We start from the raw sequence: 12,406 nt of genomic DNA, 5'->3' as shown, positions 1-12,406 counted from the left end.
CTCAAACTTGGTTCTTTGAAAACTAGATAATATTTTAATTTTTCCAAATTATTGAATTGTATTAAATACAATTTCAACCGAGAACACCGCGTTATTTTGAGTTTTTTAAATTAGTTTTATTCGTATTTACTCAATTAACCAAATACCACTACGTGGTAATAGGTTAAGTTATTAAGGGCGCATGGTGGATGCCTTGGTACTAGGAGCCGATGAAGGACGGGACTAACGCCGATATGCTTCGGGGAGCTGTACGTAAGCTTTGATCCGGAGATTTCCGAATGGGGAAACCCAATAAATTTAATCGTTTATTATTCAATGACGAATTCATACTCATTGAAAGGCAGACGTGGGGAACTGAAACATCTAAGTACCCACAGGAAGAGAAAGAAAATTCGATTCCCTCAGTAGCGGCGAGCGAACGGGGAACAGCCCAAACCATCGAGTTTACTCGGTGGGGTTGTAGGACTGAACATTTGAGTTACCAAAGAATTAGATAGTCGAAAGATCTGGGAAGTTCTGCGACACAAGGTGATAGCCCTGTAGACGAAATCTAATTCCCTCAGTTCAGGATCCTGAGTACGGCAATACACGTGAAACATTGCCGGAATCCGGGAGGACCATCTCCCAAGGCTAAATACTCCCTAGTGACCGATAGTGAACCAGTACCGTGAGGGAAAGGTGAAAAGCACCCCGGAAGGGGAGTGAAATAGTTCCTGAAACCATGTGCCTACAAGCAGTTAGAGCCCGTTAATGGGTGATAGCGTGCCTCTTGCAGAATGAACCGGCGAGTTATGATAACATGCAAGGTTAAGATGAAAAGTCGGAGCCGTAGCGAAAGCGAGTCTGAATAGGGCGCCATAGTATGTTGTGATAGACCCGAAACCAGGTGATCTACCCATGTCCAGGCTGAAAGTGTGGTAAAACACACCGGAGGGCCGAACCCGTGTACGTTGAAAAGTGCTGGGATGAGGTGTGGGTAGCGGTGAAATTCCAAACGAACTTGGAGATAGCTGGTTCTCTCCGAAATAGCTTTAGGGTTAGCCTTGGAGTCGAGAATCATGGAGGTAGAGCACTGTTTGGGTGAGGGGCCCGTCTTGGGTTACTAAATTCAGATAAACTCCGAATGCCATTGATTTATATCCAGGAGTCAGACGATGAGTGATAAGATCCACCGTCGAAAGGGGAACAGCCCAGACCACCAATTAAGGTCCCTAAATATATGCTGAGTGGAAAAGGATGTGGAGTTGCATAGACAACTAGGATGTTGGCTCAGAAGCAGCCACCATTTAAAGAGTGCGTAATAGCTCACTAGTCGAGTGATCCTGCGCCGAAAATTTACCGGGGCTAAGCATATTACCGAGATTGTGGACGCAACTTATGTTGCGTGATAGGAGAGCGTTCTAAGGGCAATGAAGCCAGACCGTAAGGACTGGTGGAGCGCTTAGAAGTGAGAATGCCGGTATGAGTAGCGAAAGATCAGTGAGAATCTGATCCACCGAATGACTAAGGTTTCCTGGGGAAGGCTCGTCCTCCCAGGGTTAGTCGGGACCTAAGCCGAGGCCGAGAGGCGTAGGCGATGGATAACAGGTTGAGATTCCTGTACTAGTTAACTATGTTTGACCGATGGAAGGACGTAGGAGGCTAAACGTAGCATCCTGTTGGATATGGATGTTCAAGCACTAAGTCAGGTATTGAGTCAAATGCTTAATACCGTGTTGACAAGGTGTGATGAGGACCGAAATTTAGTAGGGAAGTCGTTGATGTCACACTACCGAGAAAAGTTTCTAGTTAGTAGTTAACTACCCGTACCGCAAACCGACACAGGTAGTCGAGGAGAGAATCCTAAGGTGAGCGAGTGAACTCTCGTTAAGGAACTCGGCAAAATGACCCCGTAACTTCGGGAGAAGGGGTGCTGCACTATGTGCAGCCGCAGTGAAAAAGCTCAGGCGACTGTTTATCAAAAACACAGGTTTCTGCAAAATCGTAAGATGAAGTATAGGGGCTGACGCCTGCCCGGTGCTGGAAGGTTAAGTGGATGAGTTAGCTTCGGCGAAGCCCAGAAACGAAGCCCCAGTAAACGGCGGCCGTAACTATAACGGTCCTAAGGTAGCGAAATTCCTTGTCGGGTAAGTTCCGACCCGCACGAAAGGCGTAACGATCTGAGCACTGTCTCAACGAGAGACTCGGTGAAATTGAGATACCTGTGAAGAAGCAGGTTACCCGCGACAGGACGGAAAGACCCCATGGAGCTTTACTGTAACTTGATATTGGGTGTTTGTATAGCTTGTACAGGATAGGTAGGAGCCATAGAAGTCGGGACGCTAGTCTCGATGGAGGCATTGGTGGGATACTACCCTCGCTGTATGAACACTCTAACCCGCACCACTGATCGTGGTGGGAGACAGTGTCTGGTTGGCAGTTTGACTGGGGCGGTCGCCTCCTAAACAGTAACGGAGGCGCCCAAAGGTTCCCTCAGAATGGTTGGAAATCATTCGACGAGTGTAAAGGCAGAAGGGAGCTTGACTGCGAGACATACAGGTCGAGCAGGGACGAAAGTCGGGCTTAGTGATCCGGTGGTACCGTATGGAAGGGCCATCGCTCAACGGATAAAAGCTACCCTGGGGATAACAGGCTTATCTCCCCCAAGAGTTCACATCGACGGGGAGGTTTGGCACCTCGATGTCGGCTCATCGCATCCTGGGGCTGTAGTTGGTCCCAAGGGTTGGGCTGTTCGCCCATTAAAGCGGTACGCGAGCTGGGTTCAGAACGTCGTGAGACAGTTCGGTCCCTATCCGTCGCGGGCGTAGGAAATTTGAGAGGAGCTGCTCTTAGTACGAGAGGACCGGAGTGGACATACCGCTGGTGTACCAGTTGTGCCGCCAGGCGCATCGCTGGGTAGCTATGTATGGATGAGATAAACGCTGAAAGCATCTAAGTGTGAAACCCACCTCGAGATGAGATTTCCCATTCCTTTATGGAAGTAAGACCCCTGAAAGATGATCAGGTAGATAGGCTGGAAGTGGAAGTGCAGTGATGCATGGAGCGGACCAGTACTAATTGGTCGAGGACTTAACCAAGTAAGGTTGTTCTCACGGAAGAATAAAATATTATCTAGTTTTGAGAGAACGAAGTTCTCACAGATAAATAGTGTGGTGATGATGGCCAGAAGGATACACCTGTTCCCATGTCGAACACAGAAGTTAAGCTTTTGAACGCCAAAAGTAGTTGGGGGATCGCCCCCTGCAAGGATAGGACGTTGCCACGCAATTATTCCGGCATAGCTCAGTTGGTAGAGCACCTGACTGTTAATCAGGTTGTCGACGGTTCGAGCCCGCCTGCCGGAGTTCTTGGAGAGTTGTCCGAGAGGCCGAAGGAGCATCATTGGAAATGATGTAAACGGGTTAAAGCCTGTTTCGAGGGTTCGAATCCCTCACTCTCCATACTATGTTGTATGACCCGTTGGTCAAGTGGTTAAGACACTGCCCTTTCACGGCAGTAACATGGGTTCGAATCCCGTACGGGTCATTAGTAATTAATTTTACTAATGATATAAAATTGCAAAAAAATGGTCCGTTGGTCCAGTTGGTTATGACGCCGCCCTGTCACGGCGGAGATCACGAGTTCGAGTCTCGTACGGACCGTTTTTTGATTAATTCAAAAATTAAATATTTACCCTAGCAATTTTTTTGGCTCGGTAGCTCAGTTGGTAGAGCAACGGATTGAAGCTCCGTGTGTCGGCAGTTCGATTCTGTCCCGCGCCATTTACGGAGGGGTAGCGAAGTCTGGCTAAACGCGGCGGACTGTAAATCCGCTCCTTCGGGTTCGGTGGTTCGAATCCACTCCCCTCCATAATTTAGGGATATAGTTCAAGGGCAGAATACCGGTCTCCAAAACCGTTGATGTGGGTTCGATTCCTACTATCCCTGTTTAATGCTATGGCGGTATTGGTGAAGTGGTTAACACATCGGTTTGTGGATCCGACACGCGTGGGTTCGATTCCCACATACCGCCCTTAATTCAAACTAAATAGTTTGATTATTAGGCTTTATCCCATGGTGATAACTTTCTTTAATAGTTTGAAATGGCGGTATAGCCAAGTGGTAAGGCAGAGGTCTGCAAAACCTTTATCACCGGTTCAAATCCGGTTACCGCCTTTGTTTTATATTTTTTGCCGGAGTGGCGGAATTGGCAGACGCGCTGGACTCAAAATCCAGTGACCGTTTAGGTCGTGTGGGTTCGAACCCCACCTCCGGTATCTTAAAAAAGATTCTCATATTTACTATGAGAATCTTTTTTTGTGCTTTTGATTAATTTTTGAACAATTGAATCATACCATTCTTTTAATTCGATTACTTTTATGATACTCTTATATAGTTATGAGTCTATTCCCGATAGGATTCACATTCAGTGAAGCTGCCTTGTAACCAAAATAATTAGGGGGAATTAATATATTATGAGAGAAAGACATTTATTTACTTCAGAATCTGTTTCTGAAGGCCATCCAGATAAAATTGCTGATCAGATTAGTGATGCAATTTTAGATGCACTACTTGCAAAGGATCCAAATGCACGGGTTGCTTGTGAAACTTCAGTCACAACTGGATTAGTGCTTGTATTTGGTGAAATTTCTACGACTGCATATGTAAATATTCAGAAAGTAGTTAGAGATACAATTAGAAGAATTGGTTATACTAACAGTTCTTTAGGCTTTGATGCTGATACTTGTGCTGTAATGGTTGCAATTGATGAACAATCACCAGATATTGCACAAGGGGTTGATGATGCTCTTGAAAGCCGTGAAGGATCAGACGACGATATTTTAAATAAAATTGGTGCTGGTGATCAAGGAATTATGTTTGGGTATGCGATTGACGAAACTCCTGAATTAATGCCACTTCCAATTTCACTTAGCCATAAATTGATGCGCAAAACTGCAGAAGTTAGAAAAAATGGTACCATTTCTTATTTAAGACCTGATGCTAAGGCTGAAGTTACGGTCGAATATGATGACAACGATAAACCATTTAGAGTTGATACAGTTGTTATTAGTACTCAACACAGTCCAGAGGCTAATTTAGATCAAATTAGGGAAGATATTATAAATAAAGTCATTAAAGTAGTTATCCCTAATGATTTACTCGATGATAAAACCAAGTATTTCATTAATCCAACTGGTCGTTTCGTAATTGGTGGTCCACAGGGTGATGCTGGTTTAACTGGTCGAAAGATTATTGTTGATACCTATGGTGGGGCTGCTCATCATGGTGGAGGAGCTTTTTCAGGTAAGGATGCTACTAAGGTAGACCGTTCTGCTAGTTATGCTGCAAGATACATTGCTAAAAATATCGTTGCAGCAGGGCTTGCTCATAAAGTTGAAATTCAACTTGCTTATGCCATTGGGGTTGCAGAACCTGTTTCGATTTCAATTGATACTTATGACACGAGTGAATTTTCAGAGGAAGCTTTAACGACAGCTGTTCGAAAGGTATTTGATTTGAGACCTGCTGGAATTATTAAAATGCTTGATCTTCAAAGACCAATTTATGAACCAACTGCTGCTTATGGACACTTTGGTAGAACTGATGTTGATCTACCATGGGAACACACAGATAAAGTTGATGAATTAAAATCATTATTTAATAAATAATTAAATAAAAAGCCCACCTATATTAACGGGTGGGCTTTTTATTATTTAAGATAGGTGGAAATATGAATAACGAACAAAATAGTGAAAAGAATACCTTAATTATTACAATTGCGTTATTTGTTGGAACTTTTTTAAGCTCGATCGAAGGAACAATTGTGTCAACAGCAATGCCAACGATCGTTGGAGAACTACATGGAGTTTCACTAATGAATTGGGTCTTTTCTATTTATTTATTAACCAGTTCAGTTGCAACCCCCATTTATGGGAAATTATCTGATCAACTTGGCAGAAAAAGAGTTTTAATTACTGGATTGAGTGTCTTTATTGCTGGTTCATTATTATCTGGATTAGCTACTAGTATGCAAACGTTGATTATTTGGCGTGCAATTCAAGGAATTGGTGCGGGCGTGATTTTACCCATTTCATATGCAATAATTGCTGATATCTATCCATTTTCCAAACGTTCTAAAGTAATTGGCTTAAACGGAGCAGGGTGGGGGATTTCAGCTGTAATTGCACCATTATTGGGAGGATTTATCGTTGATACATTTAATTGGCGTTGGATTTTTCTATTAAATATTCCAATTGGTTTAATTATATTAGGGGTAATTGCATTCTATTTGAATGAAGATCATGATCGAAAGACAATGAATATTGATTACTTAGGGACGATTTATTTAGCAGTAATTCTATTATCCTTGATGGCAATGATTCAACTCATTGGTGATCGCAATATTAATTTAGGTCGACTAGCGTTTTTATTTGTTATTTTGTTCGTTAGCTTTATTTTATTTATTCGAAGAGAACATTCATGTGTCGAACCAATTATTCCGATGGGCATGTTTAAACATCGTTCCTTTGTTGCTCAAAATATTGTAACGTTTTTTATTAGTGGCTTTGTAATGTGTATTGAAGTTTATGTTCCCAACTGGATTCAAGGATTAATGGGATTAAGGGCGTCCCTTGCTGGATTAGCAATTACACCTAGCTCGATTCTTTGGATATTAGGTTCATTTGTATCAGGTTGGTTAATTACGCGATTACATTCCAGAGATGTTACGACCATTGGAATCGTTTTAGTATTAATAGGTGCTTTTGGATTAGTGCTTGCTCCACAAACAATGGCATTTAATTTATTTATCTTATTAACATCAATTTGTGGGTTAGGATTTGGGATTGCCACTACGAATCCGATTGTCGTAGTACAAAATAAAGTTGCTGACAATAATGTTGGGGCTGCCACTTCATTTAATGTTTTGTGTCGAACGGTTGGACAAACCTTATTTATTGCAATTTTTGGAATCTTTATGAATACTTCATTAAGGGTCGGGACCCTGCAAGTTTCTGGAACTTCAATTAAAATGATTAACAAGTTAATGGATCCAGTCACAGCAGCAACACTTCCGGCTAAGTTACTCCCTAATTTAAAAAATATTTTGTATAACTCCCTGCATGATGTCTTTTTAGTGGGGACGGTTATTGTGGCTTTAGCTTTAATTATTAATATTACCTATCGTAAAAAAGATGTTGCCTAGAATTTAGGCATCATCTTTTTTGGATGGCAATCAAAATGGGTGGATTATTGACCTGATTGATGAATTGATATTTTAATACTGTGAACTCTTTTTGATTGAGTTGTTCAGAAAATTGAATTACAAGTTCTTTTTCATTTTTACCCCCAGGGTGTCCATAGTATAAAACGATCGTTATGATACCATTTGGCTGTAACCGTGCCAGGCACGCCTTGATTGCTGGAATGGTTGTATTAGCAGTAGTAATTTTTTTATGGTCACTACCTGGCAGATAGCCTAAATTAAAGGTTGCAGCCCGAATTAGTTGTTCAGGTGGAAGGGTATTATTTATTTGTTCATGACCGCGATGATAAAGTTTTACTTGGTTCAATAAATTTTGCTCTGCCAGTCGTTTATTGGTATGCTCAATTGCTAATTCTTGAATGTCAAAACCATAAACCATTCCATTGGGTCCTACCAAATTTGCTAAAAATTCTGTGTCATTGCCGTTGCCTACGGTTGCATCAATAACGGTATCATCGGGTTCAACGACCGTTTGGAGTAATGAATGGCTGTAATATAAAGCGGGTTTGATTTTCATGATAACGATTCGTCCCTTCATTAAAATTAAATGAGTAGTTCGCTTGCTTTTATGAGTTAACTTTGCTATTATAACATTAAATTGAACAACATAAATTAGACGAAATAGTAGTGGGCTTAATTTTTTTCAGAGACTAAATGGTTAGTGTGAATTTAGATAATTAACCGACGAACTCATCGTTATTAATTCTTAATTGAAACTAATAAATAAGTAGATTAAAACGTTTTCCGCGTTAAGGACTCGAGTGCTTTGCCTTTTTGGGTAAAGAATTTAGGTGGTAACGCGGAATAATCGTCCTATAGAATTTTTTTCTATGGGGCTTTTTTGTTGTTTAAGAAAAGGGAGGAATATAAATGCCTTACGATCACACAGATATTGAAAAGAAATGGCAACGCTACTGGGATAAGCATGATACTTTTGCAACCAGTGATGATTATGATAAAGAAAAATACTACGTTTTGGATATGTTCCCTTATCCATCTGGAAAAGGACTACACGTTGGTCATCCAGAAGGATACACCGCTACCGATATTATGGCGCGGATGAAGCGGATGCAGGGTAAGAACGTCTTACATCCAATGGGGTGGGATGCATTTGGGCTCCCTGCTGAACAATACGCAATGAAGACTGGCCACCATCCTGGTAAGTTTACTGAAGAAAATATTCAAACCTTTAAAAAACAAATTAAATCGCTTGGTTTCTCATATGATTGGCATCGTGAAGTGAATACCACGGATCCTAAGTACTACAAGTGGACCCAATGGATTTTCGAACAATTATATAAGAAGGGCTTAGCCTACGAAGATGAAATCGAAGTAAACTGGGCACCTGATTTAATGGGTGGGACCGTGGTTGCCAACGAAGAAGTAATCAACGGTAAGACCGAACGGGGTGGCTTCCCTGTTTATCGGGTTCCAATGCGCCAATGGGTCTTACGAATTACTGCCTATGCTGATCGCTTGATCGATGACTTAGACGACTTGGATTGGCCTGAAAGCATCAAGGAACAACAACGTAACTGGATCGGCCGTTCCGTTGGAGCGAGTGTTGATTTTAAGGTTAAGGGTCATGAAGACAAGAAGGTAGAAGTATTTACCACCCGTCCAGATACTTTATTTGGGGCTACATACATGGTTTTAGCTCCAGAACACGACTTAGTTGATCAAATTACCACCCCTGACCAAAAGGATGCCGTTGCTGCATACCGCAAGGAAGTTTCAACCAAGTCCGATTTGGAAAGAACCGATTTGAACAAGAATAAGAGCGGGGTCTTCACTGGAGCTTACGGAATCAACCCAATTAACGGTGAAGAAGTGCCAATTTGGATTGGTGATTACGTTCTTTCATCATACGGAACTGGTGCCATCATGGCTGTTCCTGCCCATGATGACCGTGATTATGAATTCGCTAAGAAGTTTGATTTACCAATTAAGCCAGTCATCGAAGGTGGCGATACCACTAAGGAAGCATACACTGGTGATGGAAAGCACGTTAATTCAGGCTTCTTAGATGGAATGGATAAAAAGACCGCCATTAAGGCCGCCATTGATTGGTTAACTGAACATGATGCTGGACATAAGAAGGTCAACTACCGACTTCGTGATTGGATTTTCTCACGGCAAAGATATTGGGGAGAACCAATTCCAGTTATCCACTGGGAAGATGGTGAAACCACTTTAGTACCAGAAGATGAATTACCATTGAAACTACCAGATGTCAGTGATCTAAAGCCATCTGGAACTGGTGAAAGTCCACTTGCTAATGTATCTGACTGGGTCAACGTTGTTGATAAAAACGGTCGGAAGGGGAAGCGTGAAACCAACACCATGCCACAATGGGCTGGGAGTTCATGGTACTTCTTACGCTACATCGATCCGCATAACGACAAGCAACTAGCAGATCCTAAAAAATTAAAGTACTGGCTACCAGTTGATCTCTACGTTGGGGGAGCTGAACATGCGGTCTTGCACTTATTGTATGCACGGTTCTGGCACAAGGTATTGTACGATCTCGGCGTCGTTCCAACCAAGGAACCATTCCAAAAGTTAGTTAATCAAGGGATGATCCTAGGAACCAATCACGAAAAGATGTCCAAGTCCAAGGGCAATGTTATTAACCCTGATGATATCGTGAAGGAATATGGTGCTGATACGCTGCGGCTTTACGAAATGTTCATGGGACCATTGACTGAAGCCAAACCTTGGAGTACCGAAGGAATTCAAGGTTCATATCGTTGGTTGAACCGTGTTTGGCGGTTATTCATGGATGATAATAACCATCTCCGTGATCGGGTAACGAACTTTAATGATGGTAAATTAGATAAGGTTTATAACCAAACTGTTAAAACCGTAACTAATGACATTGAAAAGATGCGGTTTAACGTTGCAATTTCACAAATGATGGTTTTCATCAATGAAGCATACAAGGCTGATAGTTTACCATTTGCTTATGTGGAAGGCTTTATTAAGATGCTTTCACCAATTGCTCCCCACATTGCTGAAGAACTATGGAGCAAGTGTGGTAACGATGAATCAATTGCATACGAAGAATGGCCAACTTATGATGAAAGTAAGTTAGTTGAATCCACTGTGCAAATGGTAGTTCAAGTCAACGGGAAGGTCCGTGCCCACATCAAGACATCTAAGGATGCTGACAAGGATTCAGTTGAAAAGCAATCCTTAGCAGATCCAAAGGTAAAAGAATTTACTGATGGTAAGACGGTTCAAAAGGTAATTGTAGTTCCTGGTAAAATCGTTAATATCGTCACTGATTAAAATAATTTTCATTTTTTAAAAGTCCGCCAAATGGTGGACTTTTTTATTTAAGCTTTATTATCAAATGGCAAATAGATATTGATATCGCTTGCTTTTTTGATTAGAATAAACAAGTTATGTAATTTTTTATCAAGAAATCGGGTTAGAAAGTAGGAAATAAAAATGCAAGAAAGTCAAAGGGAATCTGAAGTGGAATTAGCTTCTGGGGATACAGAATCGCGAGATACAATGCTAAGGGGCTCCGCTTGGATGACCGCTGGTAGTATTTTATCTAGGATCTTGGGAGCAGTGTACATCATTCCATGGCGAATTTGGTTTGCAGGATTCTTCTTTCAGGCGAACGCCCTCTATGTTCAGGGATATAACGTTTATGGAGTGTTATTGATTGCAGCCATTGCAGGGATTCCATCTGCGGTTGCTAAACAGGTGGCTCATTATAATACTTTAAATGAATATGGAATCGGCTTTAAGCTTTATAAACGGGGGCTGTTATTATCGATCAGTACCGGGGTCATCTTTGCGGGATTGTTATACTTTGCAGCACCGTTTTTAGATAATGGCGATCAAAATGTAATTCCGGTAATGCGAGCGTTAGCGTGGGCAATCTTAATCATTCCTACAATGAGTTTAACGCGGGGCTTTTTTCAAGGGTATCAAGACATGGCGCCTTCAGCAATTTCGCAATTCGTGGAACAATTAGTTCGGGTTGCTTACATGTTGGTAACAGCGCTATTGATTATGCATCTTGGCGTGATCAAGGGTGATTGGATCACCGCTGTGTCTCAGTCTACTTTTGCTGCCTTTATGGGTGCGGTAGCGGGATTGTTAGTTTTAGGTTATTACTATTTTAAACGGCGGAATTACTACCGTCGCCTAGTTGATAATAGTAACAATCAATTAGAAGTTAAGACCATTCAACTATATCGAGAAATCATCACCCAAGCCGTTCCATTCATTATATTGGGAGCCGGCGTTTTGATTTTTCAATTGATCGATCAGTTTACCTTTTTTGATTTAATGCGGATTTTCAGGAATTATCCAGAAGTTGTTTTACAAAAACTCTTTGCCATTTATGCGGGAAATGCTAATAAGTTAGTGATGATTACGATTTCATTAGCTTCTGCATTGGCAATTACAGTAGTACCGTTGCTGTCTAAAGCTTATACTAATAATGATACTGACGGAATTCGTCGTGAAATTATTAGTGGATTGATTCTATTTGAATTTATTATGATTCCATCAGCGTTGGGGATGGCTGCCATTGCAGGACCGTTGAACCGTTTATTTAACGGAACTGGTTATGGCCATTTATCTGCTAATATCCTTTCGTTTTATTCAATTGTCTCGATCGTCCTCGGTTTATTCACGGTCATTTCTGCTATCATGCAGGGGATTTATCAAAATAAATTGGCGGTTAAGTTCTTTATTATTGGGACCATTGTCAAATTAATCTGTCAGGTTCCAGCAGTTGCAATGTTTGGAACTTTCGGGCCGTTAGTATCAACTTTGCTGGGCTTCTTAGTAACAAATTGGTTAATTCTGCGTTCCTTGACGCGCCAATTTCATATTAGTTATCGGCTAGTGGTTAAGAGAACTAATCAAATTTTGCTGTTTTCGATTTTGACATACGTTACTGCTTTGATATCAGTTTTTGCGCTTAACTGGTCATTAGGACACTTTATGAATATTCAATCCACGGTGGGGAGTGGAATCGTGACCCTTTTTGCTGTCTGCCTGGGTGGCTTTGTTTATTTATACTTAACCTTAAAGACGCGTATCGCAGATCAAGTCCTAGGTGCTCGCATCGGGCGCTTAAGAACGACGCTACACATTAAATAAAAATCCCCCTAAGCTAATGGCTTAGGAGGATTTT

Annotated in this window: 5 protein-coding genes, 10 tRNA genes, 2 rRNA genes, 1 riboswitch and 1 other annotated feature; of the genes, 16 read left to right on the top strand and 1 reads right to left on the bottom strand. The window is 41.6% G+C overall.

Annotated elements, in window-relative coordinates; translation table 11 throughout:
* The first annotated feature begins 161 nt into the window (after nt 1–161).
* The 14 genes from ACSVI6_RS05385 (at nt 162) to ACSVI6_RS05320 (ending at nt 7,182) form a co-directional block, all read left to right on the top strand.
* Nucleotides 162–3,077, top strand: a 23S ribosomal RNA gene (locus ACSVI6_RS05385).
* Nucleotides 3,078–3,148: 71 nt separating this feature from the next.
* Nucleotides 3,149–3,265 (top strand): 5S ribosomal RNA (gene rrf, locus ACSVI6_RS05380).
* Nucleotides 3,266–3,271: 6 nt separating this feature from the next.
* A tRNA-Asn gene (locus ACSVI6_RS05375) sits at nt 3,272–3,344 on the top strand.
* Nucleotides 3,345–3,349: 5 nt separating this feature from the next.
* Nucleotides 3,350–3,440: transfer RNA gene (locus ACSVI6_RS05370), tRNA-Ser, on the top strand.
* Between the two features lie 13 nt (nt 3,441–3,453).
* Nucleotides 3,454–3,525: transfer RNA gene (locus ACSVI6_RS05365), tRNA-Glu, on the top strand.
* 42 nt (nt 3,526–3,567) lie between these two features.
* Nucleotides 3,568–3,641: transfer RNA gene (locus ACSVI6_RS05360), tRNA-Asp, on the top strand.
* Between the two features lie 47 nt (nt 3,642–3,688).
* Nucleotides 3,689–3,761: transfer RNA gene (locus tag ACSVI6_RS05355), tRNA-Phe, on the top strand.
* Between the two features lie 5 nt (nt 3,762–3,766).
* A tRNA-Tyr gene (locus tag ACSVI6_RS05350) sits at nt 3,767–3,849 on the top strand.
* 6 nt (nt 3,850–3,855) lie between these two features.
* Nucleotides 3,856–3,926: transfer RNA gene (locus tag ACSVI6_RS05345), tRNA-Trp, on the top strand.
* A 12-nt stretch (nt 3,927–3,938) separates the two neighbouring features.
* Nucleotides 3,939–4,011: transfer RNA gene (locus ACSVI6_RS05340), tRNA-His, on the top strand.
* Nucleotides 4,012–4,083: 72 nt separating this feature from the next.
* Nucleotides 4,084–4,154: transfer RNA gene (locus tag ACSVI6_RS05335), tRNA-Cys, on the top strand.
* Nucleotides 4,155–4,170: 16 nt separating this feature from the next.
* Nucleotides 4,171–4,255 (top strand) — tRNA-Leu (locus tag ACSVI6_RS05330).
* Nucleotides 4,256–4,369: 114 nt separating this feature from the next.
* Nucleotides 4,370–4,451, top strand: a riboswitch (SMK box riboswitch).
* 2 nt (nt 4,452–4,453) lie between these two features.
* The gene (gene metK / locus ACSVI6_RS05325) at nt 4,454–5,647 is read left to right on the top strand and encodes a methionine adenosyltransferase (protein ID WP_491716430.1); all 1,194 of its coding nucleotides are present in this window, start codon (nt 4,454–4,456) and stop codon (nt 5,645–5,647) included.
* A gap of 62 nt (nt 5,648–5,709) precedes the next feature.
* Nucleotides 5,710–7,182 (top strand): MDR family MFS transporter, encoded by a 1,473-nt coding sequence (locus tag ACSVI6_RS05320; RefSeq protein WP_491719604.1) that lies wholly within the window; start codon nt 5,710–5,712, stop codon nt 7,180–7,182.
* A gap of 10 nt (nt 7,183–7,192) precedes the next feature.
* On the opposite strand, the gene mnmM is transcribed toward ACSVI6_RS05320, so the two are convergent.
* Nucleotides 7,193–7,780 carry a tRNA 5-(aminomethyl)-2-thiouridylate-methyltransferase MnmM gene (gene mnmM, locus ACSVI6_RS05315; RefSeq protein ID WP_491720598.1) on the bottom strand — a complete coding sequence of 196 codons (588 nt, stop codon included), beginning with the start codon at nt 7,778–7,780 and terminating at the stop codon, nt 7,193–7,195.
* A 64-nt stretch (nt 7,781–7,844) separates the two neighbouring features.
* Nucleotides 7,845–8,061, top strand: a binding site (T-box leader).
* Nucleotides 8,062–8,112: 51 nt separating this feature from the next.
* Here mnmM and leuS point away from each other — a divergent pair.
* Together leuS and ACSVI6_RS05305 are read left to right on the top strand one after the other, a co-directional pair.
* Nucleotides 8,113–10,533 carry a leucine--tRNA ligase gene (gene leuS / locus ACSVI6_RS05310; protein ID WP_491716427.1) on the top strand — a complete coding sequence of 807 codons (2,421 nt, stop codon included), beginning with the start codon at nt 8,113–8,115 and terminating at the stop codon, nt 10,531–10,533.
* A 162-nt stretch (nt 10,534–10,695) separates the two neighbouring features.
* Nucleotides 10,696–12,372: a putative polysaccharide biosynthesis protein gene (locus tag ACSVI6_RS05305; protein WP_491716426.1), complete on the top strand. Its 1,677-nt coding sequence runs from the start codon at nt 10,696–10,698 to the stop codon at nt 12,370–12,372.
* Nucleotides 12,373–12,406 lie beyond the last annotated feature (34 nt).

The organism is Nicoliella sp. ESL1106 (genome assembly GCF_058509965.1).
This window is presented reverse-complemented; position numbering and strand designations above follow the sequence as displayed.